The 19,208-nt window shown below is 61.4% G+C and carries 19 protein-coding genes; 8 read left to right on the top strand and 11 right to left on the bottom strand.

Annotated features, from left to right (window positions below):
* Positions 1-55 precede the first annotated feature (55 nt).
* Positions 56-382: a DUF6124 family protein gene (locus M2400_RS16655; RefSeq protein ID WP_259197303.1), complete on the bottom strand. Its 327-nt coding sequence runs from the start codon at positions 380-382 to the stop codon at positions 56-58.
* Between the two features lie 330 nt (positions 383-712).
* The gene (locus M2400_RS16650; protein WP_259197304.1) at positions 713-985 is read right to left on the bottom strand and encodes a DUF3630 family protein; all 273 of its coding nucleotides are present in this window, start codon (positions 983-985) and stop codon (positions 713-715) included.
* A 115-nt stretch (positions 986-1,100) separates the two neighbouring features.
* Between M2400_RS16650 and M2400_RS16645 the strand changes: the two genes are divergently transcribed.
* The 3 genes from M2400_RS16645 (at position 1,101) to M2400_RS16635 (ending at position 3,361) form a co-directional block, all read left to right on the top strand.
* Positions 1,101-1,700, top strand: a complete 600-nt coding sequence (locus M2400_RS16645) for a hypothetical protein (protein ID WP_259197305.1) — start codon at positions 1,101-1,103, stop codon at positions 1,698-1,700.
* Between the two features lie 142 nt (positions 1,701-1,842).
* Positions 1,843-2,283 (top strand): tryptophan-rich sensory protein TspO, encoded by a 441-nt coding sequence (locus tag M2400_RS16640; RefSeq protein WP_177121364.1) that lies wholly within the window; start codon positions 1,843-1,845, stop codon positions 2,281-2,283.
* A 184-nt stretch (positions 2,284-2,467) separates the two neighbouring features.
* Entirely contained in the window at positions 2,468-3,361 is an 894-nt protein-coding gene (locus tag M2400_RS16635) for an alpha/beta hydrolase (protein ID WP_177129609.1), read from the top strand.
* On the opposite strand, the gene M2400_RS16630 is transcribed toward M2400_RS16635, so the two are convergent.
* Positions 3,358-3,921: a hypothetical protein gene (locus M2400_RS16630; protein ID WP_259197306.1), complete on the bottom strand. Its 564-nt coding sequence runs from the start codon at positions 3,919-3,921 to the stop codon at positions 3,358-3,360. The genes M2400_RS16635 and M2400_RS16630 overlap by 4 nt on opposite strands.
* A gap of 117 nt (positions 3,922-4,038) precedes the next feature.
* Between M2400_RS16630 and M2400_RS16625 the strand changes: the two genes are divergently transcribed.
* Positions 4,039-4,386 carry a cytochrome c gene (locus M2400_RS16625; RefSeq protein ID WP_218171949.1) on the top strand — a complete coding sequence of 116 codons (348 nt, stop codon included), beginning with the start codon at positions 4,039-4,041 and terminating at the stop codon, positions 4,384-4,386.
* A 164-nt stretch (positions 4,387-4,550) separates the two neighbouring features.
* Here M2400_RS16625 and M2400_RS16620 read toward each other — a convergent pair whose 3' ends face one another.
* The 3 genes from M2400_RS16620 to M2400_RS16610 all read right to left on the bottom strand — a co-directional run bounded on the left by M2400_RS16620 (position 4,551) and on the right by M2400_RS16610 (position 6,983).
* A complete protein-coding gene (locus M2400_RS16620; RefSeq protein WP_259197307.1) occupies positions 4,551-4,991 on the bottom strand; it encodes a bifunctional diaminohydroxyphosphoribosylaminopyrimidine deaminase/5-amino-6-(5-phosphoribosylamino)uracil reductase RibD in 441 nt (146 codons plus the stop codon).
* 26 nt (positions 4,992-5,017) lie between these two features.
* Positions 5,018-6,229, bottom strand: coding sequence for a YeeE/YedE family protein (locus M2400_RS16615; protein WP_177121320.1), 1,212 nt, complete (start codon positions 6,227-6,229; stop codon positions 5,018-5,020).
* 97 nt (positions 6,230-6,326) lie between these two features.
* Positions 6,327-6,983 carry an O-methyltransferase gene (locus M2400_RS16610; RefSeq protein ID WP_259197308.1) on the bottom strand — a complete coding sequence of 219 codons (657 nt, stop codon included), beginning with the start codon at positions 6,981-6,983 and terminating at the stop codon, positions 6,327-6,329.
* Between the two features lie 129 nt (positions 6,984-7,112).
* On the opposite strand from M2400_RS16610, the gene M2400_RS16605 reads away from it, so the two are divergent.
* The gene (locus tag M2400_RS16605) at positions 7,113-7,751 is read left to right on the top strand and encodes a TetR family transcriptional regulator (RefSeq protein ID WP_259197309.1); all 639 of its coding nucleotides are present in this window, start codon (positions 7,113-7,115) and stop codon (positions 7,749-7,751) included.
* A gap of 34 nt (positions 7,752-7,785) precedes the next feature.
* On the opposite strand, the gene M2400_RS16600 is transcribed toward M2400_RS16605, so the two are convergent.
* Positions 7,786-9,177: an aldehyde dehydrogenase family protein gene (locus M2400_RS16600; protein WP_259197310.1), complete on the bottom strand. Its 1,392-nt coding sequence runs from the start codon at positions 9,175-9,177 to the stop codon at positions 7,786-7,788.
* A 104-nt stretch (positions 9,178-9,281) separates the two neighbouring features.
* Between M2400_RS16600 and M2400_RS16595 the strand changes: the two genes are divergently transcribed.
* Positions 9,282-10,157: a putrescine utilization regulator PtrR gene (locus tag M2400_RS16595; RefSeq protein ID WP_177121317.1), complete on the top strand. Its 876-nt coding sequence runs from the start codon at positions 9,282-9,284 to the stop codon at positions 10,155-10,157.
* A 571-nt stretch (positions 10,158-10,728) separates the two neighbouring features.
* Here the strand turns inward: M2400_RS16595 and M2400_RS16590 are convergent.
* Complete coding sequence (locus tag M2400_RS16590; RefSeq protein ID WP_177043963.1) at positions 10,729-10,938, bottom strand: hypothetical protein; 210 nt, start codon at positions 10,936-10,938, stop codon at positions 10,729-10,731.
* A gap of 310 nt (positions 10,939-11,248) precedes the next feature.
* Positions 11,249-12,445, bottom strand: a complete 1,197-nt coding sequence (locus tag M2400_RS16585) for an amino acid aminotransferase (protein WP_259197311.1) — start codon at positions 12,443-12,445, stop codon at positions 11,249-11,251.
* Positions 12,446-12,788: 343 nt separating this feature from the next.
* Here M2400_RS16585 and uvrB point away from each other — a divergent pair, with 343 nt between their 5' ends.
* Complete coding sequence (gene uvrB, locus M2400_RS16580; RefSeq protein ID WP_017478784.1) at positions 12,789-14,804, top strand: excinuclease ABC subunit UvrB; 2,016 nt, start codon at positions 12,789-12,791, stop codon at positions 14,802-14,804.
* Between the two features lie 118 nt (positions 14,805-14,922).
* Here uvrB and M2400_RS16575 read toward each other — a convergent pair whose 3' ends face one another.
* Positions 14,923-16,413, bottom strand: a complete 1,491-nt coding sequence (locus tag M2400_RS16575) for an MDR family MFS transporter (protein ID WP_177044043.1) — start codon at positions 16,411-16,413, stop codon at positions 14,923-14,925.
* A gap of 49 nt (positions 16,414-16,462) precedes the next feature.
* A complete protein-coding gene (locus M2400_RS16570; RefSeq protein ID WP_177043961.1) occupies positions 16,463-17,509 on the bottom strand; it encodes an HlyD family secretion protein in 1,047 nt (348 codons plus the stop codon).
* Between the two features lie 196 nt (positions 17,510-17,705).
* Between M2400_RS16570 and gltX the strand changes: the two genes are divergently transcribed.
* Positions 17,706-19,187: a glutamate--tRNA ligase gene (gene gltX, locus M2400_RS16565; protein ID WP_177043960.1), complete on the top strand. Its 1,482-nt coding sequence runs from the start codon at positions 17,706-17,708 to the stop codon at positions 19,185-19,187.
* The last annotated feature ends 21 nt before the right edge of the window (positions 19,188-19,208 follow it).

Here is a 19,208-nt window from a genome sequence, read left to right as displayed (position 1 = left end):
GCGAGTAATCGGTTGGGTGAGTTGAAGGGCTAGTCCCGCAGGACCGCGTTGGGCTTTACGCCCGAGGTGTTTCGCGGTCCATCAGTTTGTCGATCAGCAGTACGCTCAATTCGCTCAGTTGGTGTATGGCCAATGCCACGTCGCGGTCTTTGCCGGTCAGTTCGTCGGACAGGTCGAGCAGCAGGGCGCTGACGGAGGAGACGGTTTCGTAGCTGTTGGCGATCAGGATTTCGTTGCTTGCGCCGGAGCTGACGCTGAAGAGGGCGTCTGATCCCGGGGCGCTTTCGGTGGCGGGGTTCAGATAGTGATCAAGCGCGCGTTCGGCCGCTTGGTAGAGCTTTAAATCCGGCGCTTTCGGAGGATTCGGCGTTACTTTGAACATATACGCAATTCCTGAATTGGGGCTGACCCTCTTTCGCTACTAAACGAAAATTAGGGTGGCAGCTGCACGCAGGTTAGTAGACCGGGGAATTACGCAAAGCCGGCGCGCCCGAAGGCGCCCTACGCACAGCCACCATCAAGCACAGACAGGAACGTCTGATTGATGAAGCTCATGCACTAAGCGCAATTCAACTAAGGGCTACTAAACCCGATCACTGAGTTTTCAGCGACCGAGCAACCTTAGAGATGACCACCCAGGTGCACAAGCCGGCGGATTCTGACGCAAGCGTAGGCAATGGAGCAAGGTGCTGCGGTCAATACCACGGCTCCTTTACCGCACAAAAGGAACCACCAGCCGATACGCCCTCAACCCCAAATCACTCAAACCCTCCAGGCTCTCGCCCTGGCCAGGCATGAGCAGGCTGATCCCCAAATAATGCTCAAGGTGCAGGGTGATGGTCTGGCCTTCAACGAGCAAATCCCAATACCGCTGATCCAGCCCGTCGGCCTTTACCGTCCATTCACCGTTCAAACCGTGCTCCAGCGCTTCGGCGATGGTCGCGAACAATTGCCAGTCGGACGTTTCCGAAATCTGTATTTCCATCAAAGTTTCGCCGCGAGGTACTTGTCGTAGAATGTGACAGAACCTGCGCAGCTTTCAAAGGAATGACCCCCTGGCAACCCGCGCAACGACCTGCCGTGCCCGTTATGGAAAACCTATGCGCTCTTATCGCCTGTTGTTCGTGTTACTGGCCCTGATCCTCAGTGGCTGCAGCATTCCGTATCAAACCCCCGAAGCCCGCCAGCAAATCGTGCACGACCTGAAGATTGCTCCCGGTTCGGTGCGGGCCCTGAGCCAGACCAACTGGTGCTACTTGCCCTACGGCTCGGAGAATGGCGGCGATGGCCAGTGCCGTGCCACTCAGGGGCTGGGCGTTCTGGTGGACGATGGCTTGATTCTGAGTACCTATTCCGGTGGCAGCTATCAGCGCTTTATCACGCTGCGTACCCGCGATGTGCTGTGCGTCAAAACCTTCCGCAGTCGTGAAGCGGCCGCCGCGTTTTTCGCCTTCACTCGGGCGGGCGCTGCTCAGATCATTCCGCTGACGGCTGAAGGGCAATTCAACACACCGGTGAAAATCCAGTTTCTGGATTACCTGCTCGGTGAAAACCAGCCGGGCGACCTGACCACCGATAAGACCTATGTGCGCGAAACCGGCAAAAACGCCTACTCCGTCGGGATGGTCCCGGGTACGAAAATTCCGTATGTGTCTGCGGTAGCGGCGACGGAAGTGTTCAATCCCTGCCCGGAAAAGTAGTTGTCGCCAATAACCCTGCGCATCTGCGCCGGAGTGCGGCGGAAAGAAAAATACACTTTTTGCCTCGCTGAACGTCCAACCCTGAAACCGCCGTCATGGCTTTCATCTCCAGGTAGCTGCTCCCAGCTAAGGACCGATTATGCTGACGTTCTTCATTTTTCTTCTGGCCTGCGCCGCCGCCGCAAGCACCGGCATTATCTTCAAGCCGGGCGAGTGGTACGCCACCCTCGTCAAACCCGGCTTCACCCCACCCAACTGGCTGTTCCCGGTCGCCTGGTCGATCATCTACCTGCTGCTCGCCTGGGCCGGCTACCGCCTGACGCTGATTCCCGGCAGCGAAATCGTGCTGGCGCTATGGGCCGCGCAGATCGCGCTCAACACGCTGTGGACGCCGGTGTTCTTCGGCGCCCACCGCATTCTTGCCGGCATGGTGATCCTCACGCTGCTGTGGTTGGTGGTCGCTGCCATGGTGCTGCTGACCGTGCGGCTGGACCTGATCACCGGGCTCATCCTGTTTCCGTATCTGGTGTGGCTAAGCGTTGCGGCTGCGTTGAATTTCTCCATCCTGCGCAATAACCGCTGAGGCCACCGATAGGGGCCGGAAATATCGTTGCCATGATGGCCACGCACACTGGCGAAGATGGAAACCGGGCAGCGATCGTGGAAGCGGCTTGATTTCAGAGGGTGCCATCTCTTTTAGAGATAGAGGGAATATCGAATTGGGAACTCATACGCTGTGGCCTGCCAACGAACATGAAGTGGCGCAAATGCAGCGCTTCAACCAGAAACTGGCGTGGTTGCCGCGTTTTCGCATCCGCAACCGCGTGACGCCCCGGGTGATCCAGGCGCTGTTGCGCTCTGGCCAGATGGTGGTGGGCAACAAGTTGCTCAAGCATGGCCTTGAAGCCGAAAGCCGGCGGGTGGGCTCGGTGCCGGTGCGCATCATTCGGCCGAAGGGCAAGGTCAAGGGCGTGGTGTTGGATATTCATGGTGGCGGCTGGGTGATCGGCAATGCGCAGATGAATGACGACCTCAACGTGGCCATGGTGAACGCGTGTGACGTGGCGGTGGTGTCGGTGGATTACCGGCTGGCGGTGAATACGCCGGTGGAAGGGATTCTGGAAGACTGCCTGGCCACGGCGCGCTGGTTGCTCGGGGAGTGTGAGGAGTTTGCCGGCCTGCCGGTGATCGTCGTCGGCGAATCTGCCGGTGGGCACCTGGCGGCGGCGACGTTGCTGGCGCTGAAGCAATGGCCGGAGTTGCTGGCACGGGTGAGCGGGGCGGTGCTGTATTACGGCGTCTACGATTTGACCGGCACGCCAAGTGTGCGCACGGCGGGACGGGAAACGCTGCTGCTGGACGGGCCGGGGATGGTGGATGCGTTGCGCCTGCTCACGCCGGGCTTGAGTGACGAGCAGCGTCGGCAGCCGGCGTTGTCACCACTGTATGGCGACCTTGCGGGGCTGCCGCCGGCGCTGATGTTTGTGGGGGAGCTGGACCCGTTGCTCGACGACACGTTGCAGATGGCCGAGCGGTGGGCGGGGAGTGAGGTGTTCCTGTTACCGCAGGCCGCCCATGGGTTTATTCATTTTCCGACGGCGATGTCCAGTCGCGTGCTTGCTTACAGCCGCGAGTGGATAACGGCTCGAGTCGAGGTTTAGAGGGGGGACACCGAGGGGCACACCTTTGCCGGGGCGCTTTTAACAAGCCCGCGGCTGACTTCTCCTGTGGCTCCATTCTTCACGACCTTATAAATGGCGATCGTGCAGTACTCTGAGGCAGCCTCATAGTCGGCGCCGGCTTCAGGCTCAAAGTAAGTGCTGTAGAGGCACTGATGTCTTCCGTCAGCACCTGAGTACACCACCGTCAGCGGCGTGTTCGGTTGCACATACACTTCGGCGCTGTTTTTTACACCCTCGCCACCGGGGATGCCCAGGCGCTTGTCATTGAAGGTTTTATCATTCAACGGGGCTAGGCTCCTTGAGTTGACCGAGCCGGCCCCCGGCAAGTCCCAGTTGATGCAGGTGCTGCCGGGTACCAGCCGCACGACCTGATCAGTGATCACCCTAAGTCTGCTGGTGGTGGGGTTTTGCGGCTCATGATACGCGGTGGTAAAGGATTTGAGGGCGCCCATGGTAGAGCACCCGCCAAACAGTGGCAGGGCTAAAAGGGCCAGGAATTTAACGGCTTTCAATCGACTCGCTCCATGCTGAGTGTTCATTGGTTTCTCTTGGCGATCCTTGCAAGCAAGTGCGGCCCGAAGGAAAATCATCCGGTTTATATAACAAGGTCACAGGGAACAGTGAAAGCAAAAATAGTATTCATCGCTTCGTTGGGGATGTTGGCGCTCGTTCAAACATCACTGTCTTTTGCGGAAAATGTGAACGGGAAAAATATCTACGTGCAGCGCTGTGGCATGTGCCATGGGGCCGATATCAAGGGCTCTGGGCCATTGGCCAATAAAAGCAAGCCGCCTACGCCTGACCTTACGACGCCCGCTTTCAAGAAACGCCTGAATGATTATCCGGGCGTTATCGTGTCATCCATCATTCTTCGCCCAAATGGCGACCTGATTCCCAGAACGTTGCGGGAGAACGGTGTGAAGCTGTCTCCGTTCACCTGGAAGGTTCAGGACTTTCGCGATTTGAACGAGTACATGAGTGGAGTGATTTCAAAAAGCCGATGATGTTGAGAGGAAAGTCTCGCGGCAGGTGTTGGGGCTCTCCAAGGCTTTTCGCGAGGGCGGGCCTTCCCCTGTAGGAGCTGGCTTGCCGGCGAAAAATCCGAGAGCGCTGCGTTCATCCAGCGTACCAGCGTCATCGTTGACGACCATCGCCGGCAAGCCGGCTCCTACTTGCGCACCAGAAACTCGGCCAGGTCTTTGGCCGCGTCCTCTGCCAGCAAACCGACCTCCACGGTGATCCCCGCATCCTGCAGCATTTTTATGCCTGCTCCCGAGTTTCGCGGGTCGGGATCCAGCATCGCAACAAACACTTTCTCGACACCGCTGTTGATCAAGGCCAGCGCACAGGACGGCGTGCGGCCGTGAAAGGAGCAGGGCTCCAGCGTCACAAATGCAGTGACCCCGGAGCAATCACCGGACAGGTTGCCCAGCGCCATTGCCTCCGCGTGATGCAGCCCCGGCGGTTGTGTATGGCCTTGGCTGATCACCGCGTTATCCCTCACCAGCACGCAACCCACAGGCGGGTTTGGCAGGCACTTGGGCAGTGCCAGGCGGCCCTGGGCGAGGGCGAGGCGCATGAAGTCGGCGTTGGAGGATGGGGTGGGCATGTCGTCGTGATCCTGTTAGTCGTGCCTTAGCACCCGCTCAACGCCACCTGCGGCCGCTCGCCCGCAAAGAAGAACGGCCGCAACCGCACACCCACGCTATTGCCGACAAACGCCGCCACCAACCACACCCAGCCATGCAGGCTGCCCGAGGCAATCCCGCTGAAGTACGCGCCGATGTTGCAGCCATACGCCAGGCGCGAGCCGTAACCCAGCAACAAGCCACCGATCACCGCGGCGAACAGCGAGCGCGCCGGGATTTTCAGGCTTGGAGCGAAACGTCCGGCCAGGCCCGCAGCCAACAGCGCACCGAGGATGATTCCAATGTCCATCACGCTGGTGACGTCTTCCCACACTGGCGCCGCCAGCGCTTTGGCATTGCCCGGCATTTGCCAGAACGCCCAGCTGCCTACGTCCACGCCCAACCCGCTGGCCACCTTGGCGCCCCACAGGGCGAACGCCGAAGTGATGCCCCACGGCCGACCGGCCAGTGCCAGGGTGGCGTAGTTGAGCAGGGCCAGGCCAATCGCGCCCCACACCAACGGCCATGGCCCACGCAGGAAACGGCGCAGGCCCTGGTGTTCGCTGGTCACGCCGGCTTCGAGTTGCCCGTGACGACCTTTTTCCAGGCGCACGGTGACGGCTGCAATGATCGCAAACACCGCCAGGCTCAGCAGCAAGGCCGGCACCACGCCGAAGCTTTTGACGATGGAAACCGCCGGGAACGACGGCAGCGAGAACCACCAGTCGACGTGGTGGGTCGCGATCAACGAGCCGCAGATAAAGAAGAACAAGGTCACCAGCATGCGCGCGTTACCGCCGCCCACGGTGAACAGCGTGCCGGACGCACAGCCGCCGCCCAGTTGCATGCCGATGCCGAAGATAAAGGCCCCGAACACCACCGACACCCCGGCCGGCGCCACCAGCCCGACCACGGGTTGGCCGAACAATGTGCCCGCTCCTAGCGCGGGGAAGAACAGCACCACGGCAATCGCGAGCATCACCATCTGTGCGCGCAAACCCGCGCCACGTCGGTCGGTGATGAACACCCGCCAGGCCGAGGTAAAGCCGAACGCGGCGTGGTACAGGGTCAAGCCCAGCGCGGCGCCGACCACCAGCAACAGCACTTGGCGCCCGCCGACGCTGTTTTGCAGGAAGGCGGCGCCCAGCAGCAGGATGACAAATGCCAGCAGTGGCGCGACCGGCTTGCGCGCAGGGGTTGTAGAGAGGGAAAGGCTCATCGGGAATCTCGTTTCGAAGGCTGTGGGTTAAGTGCGAGGGGGCCGAGTATAAACCTCGCACTCTTGCACGGGTGCCTCGAATCCTTCGATGAGGGCATTAGCCCAAGCGTACGGAAAGCTCGACGTCGTCGCCGATCGGCACCGACAGGTAGCCGTTTGCCGGGGAGCGCACGCGGGCCAGGTAGTCGGGGCAGTAGTTGGTGTTGTCGGCGATGATCAAGGCGCCGGGCTTGAGGCGGTTTTCCACCAGGTTCAGCACATCGCCGTACAGCGCCTTGGCGCCGTCGAGCAGCAGCAGGTCGACGCTGTCGGGCAGGCCGGTTGCCAGCGTCACCAGGGCATCACCTGCGCGAATGTCGACGAGGTCGCTCACGCCGCCTTCTATCAGGTGTTCTCGGGCCAGGGCGATCTTCGAGGGCTCGAATTCGCTGGTGATCAGCGCGCCGCCGCCGTTGTCCCGCAGGGCGGCCGCCAGGTGCAGGGTGGACAGGCCGAACGAGGTGCCGAACTCGACGATGGCCCGGGCTTTGGCGCTGCGTGCCAGCATGTACAGCAGGGTGCCGGTGTCGCGGGAGACGGGCAGCCACAGGTCTTTCAGCAGGCCGTAGAGTTCGAGGTATTCAGTCTTGCTGTGCATCAGGCGATTGCGTTCTTCGTGGGGCATGGTGCTGAAAACAGGGCTCGAGACAGCTTCGGCCTGTGTGTACAGCCGTTCAATCAGGGCCGCCATCGGGGCTGTGGTAAGCGTATTCATGGGGATGTCCTGTTGCAGGTTGAGCGCCGTGAGGCGCCGGGCTAGTATGCGAATGATTCGTCGCATTTAAAGTATGCGAACAATTCGTCACATTCGCTATTCGCATTCGCCCAGCCGCAGGAACGCGCCATGACCGACCGCCAGACCTCGCAGATTTCCTCACGCAAAGAGCCAAAACAGGCACGGTCCACCGAGTTGGTATCGGCCATTCTGGAAGCGGCTATTCAGGTTTTGGCCAAGGAAGGCGCCAGCCGTTTCACCACCGCCCGTGTCGCGGAAAAGGCCGGTGTCAGCGTGGGATCGGTGTACCAGTATTTCCCCAACAAGGCGGCGATCCTGTTCCGGTTGCAAACCGATGAATGGCAGCAAACCTCGCAAATGCTCAGCCGGATCCTGGAGGACGTGAGTCAACCGCCTCTGGAGCGGCTGCGCACGCTGGTGCATGCGTTCATTCGTTCGGAGTGCGAGGAGGCGCAGATGCGGGTAGCCCTGAGCGACGCGGCGCCGCTTTATCGTGACGCGCCGGAGGCCCATGAAGTTCGGGCGGAGGGACAAAACATCTTCCAGACGTTCATGTTTGAATTGCTGCCGCAGGTGCCGGAAGCCACTCGCGTATTGGCCTGTGATTTGATCGCCACCACCTTCAGTTCAGTGGCAAAGGAGTTCTCGGGAAGCCCGCGCACCGAGGCGCAAATTGCCGCCTATGCGGACGCGATGGCGGATATGTTCGGTGCGTATGTGACGGTGCTTAACCAGACAGCACGATGACCCGCAGGGCGGGCCATCGTTTGACGCGATTGCCTTAACGGCGGTTCAGCCACACGGTCTGCGCATTGCAGAATTCCCGCACGCCGAAGTGCGACAACTCCCGCCCGAAGCCACTCTTTTTCACACCACCAAACGAGACCCGAGGATCGGACACGCTGTAGGCGTTGATAAAGATCCCGCCGGTTTCCAGTTGGTTGGCGATGCTGCGTGCCTTCTGCGGATCGGTGGTGAACACGCTGGCGGTGAGGCCGAACTCGCTGTCGTTGGCCAGGGCCACGGCGTGGTCGGCATCGCGGGCGGTGATGATGGAGGCGACCGGCCCGAACAGTTCCTGTTTGAACGAGGTCATCTGGTCGGTGACGTTGGCCAGCACGGTGGGTGCGTAGTAGTTGCCGGCGCCTTCGACTTTATGGCCGCCCAGCAGCAGGGTGGCGCCTTCGGCCAGGGTGGCCTGGACCTGGCCGTCGAGTTCGTCCCGCAGGTCGAAGCGGGCCATCGGGCCGATGTAGGTCTCGGTGGCGGTCGGGTCGCCCATCACCAGGTTGCGGCTGGCTTCGAGGAATTTGGCGGTGAAGGCTTCCACCACGCCTGCTTCGATGATCAGGCGCTTGGCGGCGGCGCACACCTGGCCGGAGTTCTGGAAGCGGCCGATCAGGGCGGCTTGCACGGCTTCGTCGAGGTTGGCGTCGTTGAGCACGATGAACGGGTCGGAACCGCCCAGCTCCAGTACGCATTTCTTCAGCGCGGCACCGGCCTGGGAGCCGATGGCCATGCCGGCGCGGACGCTACCGGTGAGGGTGACGGCGGCGATGCGTGGGTCGGCGATGGCTTTGGACACGCCGTCGGGGGTGACGTTGATCACTTCGAACAGGCCATCGGCGAAGCCGGCGCGCTGGAAGGCTTGTTTCATCAGGTACGCGCTGCCCATCACGTTAGGCGCGTGTTTGAGCACGTAGGTGTTGCCGCTGAGCATGGTCGGCACGGCGCCGCGCAGCACTTGCCACACCGGGAAGTTCCACGGCATCACGGCGAGGATCGGGCCCAGCGGGCGGTATTCGATCTGGGCGGTGCCGTTGTCCACCAGGGTGGCTTCCGGGGCGAGCATGGCCGGGCCGTGGGCGGCGTACCACTCGGCCAGTTGCGCGCACTTTTCGATTTCGCCACGGGCCTGGGCGATGGGTTTGCCCATTTCCAGGGTGGTCATTTGGGCCATTTCTTCGGCCTGGTCGCGCAGGGTGCTGGCCAGGGCCAGCAGCAATTCGGCGCGTTGGGCGACGGGCGTATTGCGGCCATTGCGGAAGGCGTTGATCGAGCGGGTGAGGGCGGCATCCAGCTGCGCCTCGGTTTCGTACGGGTAGCTGGCGACCGTTTCACCGTTGGCGGGGTTGATCGACAAGGCGTGGGTCTGGGAGGAAATCTGGTTCATGGCACCGTCCTGCGCAGTGAATGGGATGGAGGCCAGCGTACGGGGCTGTATCTTTTTCGGAAACTGAATAATATTAAGCAATACATTCACGTTTGGAGAATGACTTGGATCTGGTCCAGCTGGAAATTTTCAAAGCCGTTGCCGAGCAAGGCAGCATCAGCGCTGCCGCGCAATTGATCCATCGCGTGCCGTCGAACCTGACCACGCGGATCAAGCAGTTGGAGCAGGACCTGGGCGTGGATTTGTTTATTCGCGAGAAAAGCCGGCTGCGGTTGTCCCCGGCCGGGTGGAATTTTCTCGGCTATGCCCGGCGCATCCTCGACCTGGTGCAAGAAGCCCGGGCGACGGTGGCGGGGGAGGAGCCTCAGGGCGCGTTTGCCCTGGGTTCGCTGGAGAGTACGGCGGCGGTGCGGATTCCTGCGGTGTTGGCGGCGTATAACCAGAAGCACGCCAAGGTCGAGCTGGACCTGACCACCGGGCCGTCCGGCACGATGATCGAGGGCGTGTTGTCGGGGCGGCTGGCGGCGGCGTTTGTCGATGGGCCGGTGTTGCACGCGACGCTCGAAGGCGTGGCGGTGTTTGAGGAAGAGATGGTGGTGATAGCGCCGTTGCACCATGCGCCCATTACCCGGGGGCAGGATGTGAGCGGGGAGAGCATCTATACGTTTCGCTCGAACTGCTCGTATCGGCATCACTTTGAGCGTTGGTTTTCACAGGATGGCGCGGTGCCGGGGAAGATTTTCGAGATGGAGTCTTATCACGGGATGCTGGCTTGCGTGAGCGCCGGTGCGGGGTTGGCGCTGATGCCGCGGAGCATGCTGGAGAGCATGCCGGGGTTTACGGCGGTGAGTGTGTGGCCGCTGACGGATACATTCCGGATATTGAATACCTGGCTGATCTGGCGAAGGGGCACGGTGTCGCAGAGTCTGAACAGTTTTGTGCGGTTGCTGGAAGAGCGCGGCCTGGCCTTAACAACGTAGCCGTAGCAGCTGTCGAGCCCCAGCGAGGCTGCGTCAGGCGCGACTCGGTCTGAGTGTATGACTCGATAGCGGCAGCGCGGCCAACGCAGCCTCGCTGGGGCTCGACAGCTGCTACGGGAAGTTCAACTCAGGGAGTTAATCGCCAAATTACAGGGTGTCTGCTTGCACCGAGTTGCACAAACCATAGTTGCCGGAATAGAGCGGACTGAAGGCGAAGTAGGTCCCTCTGTGGGAGCTGTCGAGCTTCAGCGAGACTGCGATGGCGTCGGCACAGTCGACATTGATGCTGCCTGACCCACCGCTATCGCGGCCTCGCTGAAGCTCGACGGCTCCCACATTTGATCTTTGTCAGCCGCCAAATTGCACAGGGCTCTGGCGCCCAGTTGTACCAGCCACAAGGCCAAACCACGATTGCTGGAAGAGCGCGGACTGAAGGCGGAATAGGTTCCCTGTGGGAGCTGTCGAGCTTTAGCGAGGCTGCGATGGCGGCGGCACAGTCGACATTGATGCTGCCTGACCCACCGCTATCGCGGCCTCGCTAAAGCTCGACGGCTCCCACATTTGGTCTTTGTCAGCCGCCAAATTGCAGGGTGCCCATGGCCAGTTTGGCCATCAGGGCGCCGGCGCCCAGTTGCACCAGCCACAACGCCAAACCACCGAGGAATACGCCGAGGGCGACTTGCAGCACCAGGCTTTTCTGGCGCTTGGCGGGGGTTGGGCGTGGGGTGAAGTGGTCCAGTTCGTCGCGGTCGGCACGCAGGTCCAGGTCGTCGTTTCTCATAGGGTACTCGAGGGGAAGGGACAGTCTTGCTGTCAGTCTAGGGGTAGCGGACTGAAAGCAGCGAATTTTTAAGGGCCACGCCTCACTTCTTAAGGTAAGCCACCACACCCTGTGGCGAGGGAGCTTGCTCCCGCTGGGCTGCGCAGCAGCCCCCATTCAGGCACCGCAATCATTCAGAAAGTTCACGGTGGCAGGTTTGGGGCCCGCTTCGCAGCCCAGCGGGAGCAAGCTCCCTCGCCACATTGGGCGCGGCGTTCAGAATGAAAAAGGGGAAGCCACCGGCTTCCCCTTTTTGTGCATCACAACAGGCTTACAGCACCTGAACGATAGCCTTGGTCACGGCATCGATGTTGTTCTGGTTCAACGCCGCCACACAGATGCGGCCAGTATCCAGCGCGTAGATACCAAACTCGCTGCGCAGGCGGGTCACTTGCTCAACGCTCAGGCCGGAGTAGGAGAACATCCCGCGCTGGCGACCGACAAAGCTGAAGTCGTGGCCAGGAGCAGCCTTGGCCAGTTCAGCCACCATCTGCTCGCGCATGCCGCGAATGCGCAGGCGCATTTCGGCCAGTTCCGCTTCCCACTGGGCGCGCAGCTCAGGGTTGTTCAGCACCGCTGCCACGATCGCCGCGCCGTGGGTCGGCGGGTTGGAGTAGTTGGTGCGGATCACGCGCTTGACCTGGGACAGGATGCGCGCGCTTTCTTCCTTGGAGTCGGTGACGATGGACAGGGCGCCCACGCGCTCGCCGTACAGCGAGAACGACTTGGAGAACGAGCTGGACACAAAGAAGGTCAGGCCCGACTCGGCGAACAGGCGCACCGCAGCGGCGTCTTCGTCGATGCCGTCGCCAAAGCCCTGGTAGGCCATGTCGAGGAACGGCACGAGGTTTTTCGCCTTGACCACGTCCAGCACTTGTTGCCAGTCGGCCGGGCTCAGGTCGACGCCGGTCGGGTTGTGGCAGCAGGCGTGCAGCACGACGATGGACTGCGGCGGCAGGGCGTTGAGGTCTTCCAGCAGGCCGGCGCGGTTGACGTCGTGGGTGGCCGCGTCGTAGTAGCGATAGGTCTGTACCGGGAAGCCGGCTTTTTCGAACAGCGCCTGGTGGTTTTCCCAGCTCGGGTCGCTGATGGCGACGACGGCGTTTGGCAGCAGTTGCTTGAGGAAGTCTGCGCCGATTTTCAGGGCGCCGGTGCCGCCAACAGCCTGGGCGGTGATCACGCGGCCGGAGCTGATCAGTGGCGACTGCGCACCGAACAGCAGCTTTTGCACGGCCTGGTCGTAGGCGACGATACCGTCGATCGGCAAGTAGCCACGGGCGGCGTGTTGCGCCACGCGAATGGCTTCCGCTTCGGCAACGGCACGCAAGAGTGGAATCTTCCCCTCCTCGTTGCAGTAAACGCCCACGCCAAGGTTGACCTTGGTGGTTCGGGTATCGGCGTTGAATGCTTCGTTGAGGCCCAGGATTGGATCGCGTGGTGCCATTTCGACAGCGGAGAACAGGCTCATTTTTGCGGCAGCTCTATAGAGAGTGGAGGGACGTGTCGCGCTCCAGCCGAATGCACTAGAGCGGTGCACAAACGGGGAGCTAGTATAGAGGCCATCACCGCTCGCGGCGACAGCCGAAACGGCTTTTTGGCCAAGTTTTTCGGTTTATTTACCGACCGTTAGTCTTATTGCAACATTGGCGGCCAGCGGCATGTAGGACGATTGCCTTGAAACCCGTCACATTCGCCTCCACTTCTACAGCTATCATGGTTTTTTCCTGCAACCTGCGCCGAACAGTCGCGGGTCGCGGTCTTTTTCGTCCCCGCTGCTTTTTCCGGCCCCGGGGTGACTCAAGAGGTACGTTATGTCGGATTTCCAGCTAGTCACCCGCTTCGAGCCCGCCGGCGATCAACCGGAAGCCATCCGCCTGATGGTCGAAGGCATCGAGGCCGGCCTGGCGCATCAGACCTTGCTCGGGGTGACCGGCTCCGGCAAGACCTTCAGCATTGCCAACGTGATCGCCCAGGTGAACCGCCCGACCCTGGTGCTGGCGCCGAACAAGACCCTGGCCGCGCAGTTGTATGGCGAGTTCAAGGCGTTCTTCCCGAACAACGCGGTGGAGTACTTCGTTTCCTACTACGACTACTACCAGCCGGAAGCCTACGTGCCGTCGTCCGACACTTTTATCGAGAAAGACGCCTCGATCAACGACCACATCGAGCAGATGCGTCTGTCGGCGACCAAGGCGCTGCTGGAGCGCAAGGACGCGATCATCGTCACCACGGTGTCGTGCATCTACGGCCTGGGCAGCCCGGAAACCTATTTGAAGATGGTGCTGCACGTCGACCGCGGCGACAAACTCGACCAGCGCGAACTGCTGCGGCGCCTGACGAGCCTGCAATACACCCGCAACGACATGGACTTCGCCCGGGCGAGCTTCCGCGTGCGCGGTGATGTGATCGACATCTACCCGGCGGAATCCGACCTGGAAGCGATCCGCATCGAACTGTTCGACGATGAAGTCGAGAGCCTGTCGGCCTTCGACCCGTTGACCGGCGAGGTGATCCGCAAGCTGCCGCGCTTTACCTTCTACCCGAAAAGCCACTACGTGACCCCGCGTGAAACCCTGATGGGCGCCATCGAGGGCATCAAGGGCGAACTGGTGGAACGCCTGGAATACCTGCGCTCCAACAACAAGCTGGTGGAAGCCCAGCGCCTGGAGCAGCGTACCCGCTTCGACCTGGAGATGATCCTCGAGCTGGGCTACTGCAACGGCATCGAAAACTACTCGCGCTACCTCTCGGGCCGCGAATCCGGGCAGGCGCCGCCCACCCTGTTTGATTACCTGCCGGATGACGCCTTGCTGGTGATCGACGAGTCCCACGTCAGCGTGCCGCAGGTAGGCGCGATGTACAAAGGTGACCGCTCGCGTAAAGAGACGTTGGTGGAATACGGTTTCCGCCTGCCGTCGGCGCTGGACAACCGGCCGATGCGTTTCGACGAATTCGAAGGCATCAGCCCGCAGACGATTTTTGTCTCGGCCACGCCGGGTAACTACGAGGCCGAACATGCCGGGCGTGTGATTGAACAACTGGTGCGCCCGACTGGCCTGGTGGACCCGCAAATCGAAATCCGCCCGGCGCTGACCCAGGTGGATGACCTGCTGTCGGAAATCACCAAGCGTGTGGCCCTGGAAGAGCGGGTGCTGGTCACCACGCTGACCAAGCGCATGTCCGAAGACTTGACCGATTACCTGGCCGACCACGGCGTGCGCGTGCGCTATTTGCACTCGGACATCGACACCGTGGAGCGCGTGGAAATCATCCGCGACCTGCGCCTGGGCACCTTCGATGTGCTGGTGGGGATCAACCTGCTGCGCGAAGGTTTGGATATGCCGGAAGTGTCCCTGGTGGCGATTCTGGATGCGGACAAGGAAGGCTTCCTACGGTCCGAGCGTTCGCTGATCCAGACCATTGGCCGCGCGGCGCGGAACCTCAATGGCCGGGCGATTCTATACGCGGACCGGATTACCGGCTCCATGGAGCGGGCGATTGGTGAGACCGAGCGTCGTCGTGACAAGCAGATTGCCTACAACCTGGAACATGGCATCACGCCCAAGGGCGTGTTCAAGGACGTGGCCGACATCATGGAAGGCGCGACTGTGCCGGGCTCGCGCAGCAAGAAGCGCAAGGGCATGGCCAAGGCCGCGGAGGAGAACGCCAAGTACGAAGCGGAATTGCGTTCGCCGAGCGAGATCACCAAGCGTATTCGTCAGTTGGAAGAGAAGATGTACCAGTTGGCGCGGGACCTGGAGTTTGAAGCGGCGGCGCAGATGCGCGATGAGATTGGCAAGTTGCGCGAGCGTCTGTTGGCTGTTTGATTTGCGGTGCCGGGTCTGGCCTCATCGCAGGCAAGCCAGCTCCCACATTGATCGGTGTTCTTCTGAACAACTCGGTCTACTGTGGGAGCTGGCTTGCCTGCGATGGCGGCACCTCGGTCTAATGAGACTCCCCAGCCTTAAGCCCCGCCGGTAACGCCTTGGTCAACAAGATCGCCACCATGCTGATCCCCAGCGCCAACCCCACAAAGTGAAACGCATCGTTATAGGCCATGATCTGCGCCTGCTGATGGGCAATCTCACTCAACTTCCCCAACGCCGCCGTCTCGTTGCCAAACTTCTCGGTCAACGTCGCCATCCGTTCCGCCACCTGCGGATTGGTCGGCACAATCGCCTCCCGCAGATAATCAAAGTACGTCTTGGTGCGCGCATCCAGCAGCGTCGCCAGCAATGCGATCCCGATCGCCCCACCCAGATTTCGCAGGATATTAAACAGGCTCGACGCCGACCCCGCGTCTTTCGGCATGATGTATGCCGTGGCAATCAACGAGATGGTCACCATGATCAACGGCTGCCCCAGCGCGCGGATGATCTGGATCCGGTTGAACTGGTCGCCGGCAAAGTCCGGGTTGAGCACCCCCGACGAAAAACTCGCCAACCCGAACAGCCCGAACCCCAGGGTGCATAGCCACTTGGGCGAGACGTATTTCATCAGCTTGGGCACCAGCGGAATCAGGAACAACTGCGGAACCCCCATCCACATGATCACTTCGCCGATTTGCAGCGCGTTGTAGTTCTGGATTTGCGCCAGGTACAGCGGCAGCAGGTAAATCGAGCCGTATAACCCCACGCCCATCCCCAGGCTCGAAATGCTCGACAGCCCGAAGTTGCGATTGCCGAGGATGCGCAGGTTGATCAGCGGGTTGGGCTTGGACATCTGCACGATCACAAAGGTGATCAGGCTCAGCAGGGCGACGGTGCCCAGGCTGACAATCAGGCTCGACTCCAGCCAGTCCTTGCGATGGCCTTCCTCCAGGAACACCTGCAAACACCCGAGGCCCACGGCCATGGTGACGATGCCGAGGTAGTCGGTGCTTTTGAGCAGGTCCCAGTTGGAATCCTTTTTCTCCAGCCCGTACAGCAGGCCGGCGATCATGATCAGGCCCGGCGGGATGTTGATGTAGAAGATGTATTCCCAACCCCAGTTCTCGGTCAGCCAGCCGCCAATGGTGGGCCCGATGGACGGCGCGAAGGTGGCGGTCATGGCGAACATGGCCATGCCTTTGGCGCGGTGATGTTCGGGCAGCTTGATCAGCGTGAGGGTGAACGCCAGCGGGATCAGCGCGCCGCCGGTAAAGCCCTGCAAGGCGCGGAACACGATCATGCTTTCCAGGCTCCAGGCCATGGAGCACATCAGTGAGGCGATCAGGAACCCGCCGGATACCCACACCGCCAGCCGACGCGCCGACAACAGCTGCACCAGCCAGGCGGTGAGGGGGATCATGATGATTTCGGCCACAAGGTAGGAGGTGGAAATCCACGAGCCTTCTTCCAGGGTGGCCGACAGCGCGCCCTGGATGTCCTTGAGGGAGGAGTTGGTGATCTGGATGTCGAGCACCGCCATGAATGCGCCGAGCATCACGCTCATCACGGCTATCCAGTCGCGCCGGCTCGGCTCGCCGACCGGGGCCAGCAGTTGATCACCGGCCATCGTGCGGGTCTTGGATGTTCACTTTGACCGTCACCGACATGCCCGGGCGGATTTTGCCTTGCAGCGGGTTGTCGGCGGCGAAGGTCAGTTTTACCGGAATCCGTTGTACGACCTTGGTGAAGTTGCCCGTGGCATTGTCCGGCGGCAGCAGGCTGAACTGCGCGCCGGAGGCGCCGAACAGGTTGGCGACGCGGCCTTCGATCGGGGTGTCGCCGTAGGCATCAAAGGTCAGCTCGGCCTTTTGCCCGGGCTGCATGTGGCCGATCTGGGTTTCCTTGAAGTTGGCCTGCACCCAGATGTCCTGATCGGGGACGATCGACAGCAGGTAGGCGCCGGCCTGCACGTATTGCCCGTTACGCGCGGCCCGCTGGCCGATCAGGCCGCTGATGGGCGCGTGGATTTCGCTGCGGGTCAGGTTCAGTTCGGCCTGGGCCAGGTCGGTTTTGGCGTTGGCGATCATGGCGTCGAGGCGCTTGATCTCGGCGTTCAGGGCGTTGACCTGCTGGCGCTGGCCCTGCAGGTCGGCCTGGGCCATGGTCACCTGGGAACGAGCGATATGGTTGTCGGCGTCGAGGGTGGTCACCCGTTCTTCCGACACGTAGCCGGGCTTGCGCAGGGTTTGCGCGCGGTTCAGGTCGATCTGCGAGCGGCCGAGGGTGGCCTGGCTGGAGGACACCTTGGCTGCACCGGCGGCGATCAGGCTGGCTTGTTGGGTGAGTTTGCTCTGGGCCTGCACGCGCTCGGCCTCGCGCATGGCCAGGGCGGCGTTGGCGCGGTCGACGGCGAGGTGGAAGTCGTCGCCTTCGAGCTTGACCAGCAACTGGCCCTTTTCCACGTGTTCGTTGTCGCCCACCAGCACCTCGACGATCCGCGCGCCGAGTTGGCTGGAGACGCGGGTGATCTCGCCCTGGACGTAGGCGTTGTCGGTGCTTTCATAAAAGCGGCCCTTGAAGAACCACTGGGCGAAAAAGCCCGCGGCGATCAGGATCACGATAAACAGGAAGATAAACAGGCGGCGTTTGAGCGGGGCAGGCATGGCGATCATGTCGGTAACAAAAGGTAATGGAATATAGCCAGCGAACGCTCTGGCAAATAGCCATGTCGAGTCTTGAGACCGGAGCTTGTCTCATATGCCCTTTGTTCGCCTCCCCACGCTGGAGCCCAAGGGCTTGGGGCTGTTACCATTCGCCCCTTGTTTCATTTTCAGTTTTATCGCCAATTCGAGACCCGCCATGACCACCGTCCGCACGCGCATCGCGCCATCGCCTACTGGGGATCCCCACGTAGGTACTGCTTACATCGCCTTGTTCAACTACTGCTTTGCCAAGCAGCACGGCGGTGAATTCATCCTGCGGATCGAAGACACCGATCAACTGCGCTCCACCCGTGAGTCGGAACAGCAGATTTTCGATGCCCTGCGCTGGTTGGGCATTACCTGGGCTGAAGGCCCGGACGTCGGCGGCCCCCACGGCCCGTATCGCCAGAGCGAGCGCAGCGACATCTACAAAAAGTACACCCAGCAGTTGGTGGACATGGGCCACGCGTTCCCGTGCTTCTGCACCGCAGAAGAGCTGGACCAGATGCGCGCCGAGCAACAGGCCCGTGGCGAAACTCCGCGCTATGACGGCCGCGCGCTGCTGCTGTCGAAAGAAGAAGTGGCCCAGCGCCTGGCCGCCGGCGAGCCGCACGTTATCCGCATGAAAGTGCCGAGCGAAGGCGTGTGCGTGGTGCCGGACATGCTGCGCGGCGACGTCGAGATCCCGTGGGACCGCATGGACATGCAAGTGCTGATGAAGACCGACGGCCTGCCGACGTACTTCCTGGCCAACGTGGTGGACGATCACCTGATGGGCATCACCCACGTACTGCGTGGCGAAGAGTGGCTGCCGTCGGCGCCGAAACTGATCCTGCTCTACGAATACTTCGGCTGGGAACAGCCGCAGCTGTGCTACATGCCGCTGCTGCGTAACCCGGACAAGAGCAAGCTGTCCAAGCGCAAGAACCCGACCTCGGTGACGTTCTACGAGCGCATGGGCTTCATGCCGGAAGCGATGCTCAACTACCTGGGCCGCATGGGCTGGTCGATGCCGGACGAGCGCGAGAAGTTCTCGCTGCAGGAAATGGTCGATAACTTCGACTTGTCCCGCGTGTCCCTCGGCGGGCCGATCTTCGACATCGAGAAGCTGTCGTGGCTCAACGGCCAGTGGCTGCGTGACCTGCCGGTGGAAGAGTTCGCCAGCCGTGTGCAGCAGTGGGCGTTGAACCCCGAGTACATGATGAAGATCGCGCCGCTGGTGCAGGGCAGGGTAGAGACCTTCAGCCAGGTGGCACCGTTGGCGAGTTTCTTCTTTGCCGGTGGCGTGAACCCCGATGTGAAGCTGTTTGAGTCGAAGAAGCTGTCGGGCGATCAGGTTCGCCAGTTGATGCAGTTGATCCTGTGGAAGCTCGAAAGCCTGCGCCAGTGGGAGAAGGATGCAATCACCGCGACCATCCAGGCGGTGGTTGAATCCCTGGAATTGAAACTGCGCGACGCCATGCCGCTGATGTTTGCCGCGATCACCGGGCACGCCAGTTCGGTGTCGGTACTCGATGCGATGGAAATTCTGGGCCCGGACCTGACGCGTTTCCGTCTGCGCCAAGCCCTTGATTTGCTTGGTGGTGTGTCGAAGAAAGAAAACAAGGAATGGGAAAAGCTGCTGGGCGCTATCGCCTAAGCCCGCTGTTGTAACGGCCAA

It is taken from the genome of Pseudomonas sp. BIGb0558, assembly GCF_024807515.1.
GTDB lineage: Bacteria > Pseudomonadota > Gammaproteobacteria > Pseudomonadales > Pseudomonadaceae > Aquipseudomonas > Aquipseudomonas yamanorum_A.
The sequence above is the reverse complement of the archived record's forward strand: the minus strand, read 5'-3'. Positions and strand labels throughout refer to the sequence as shown.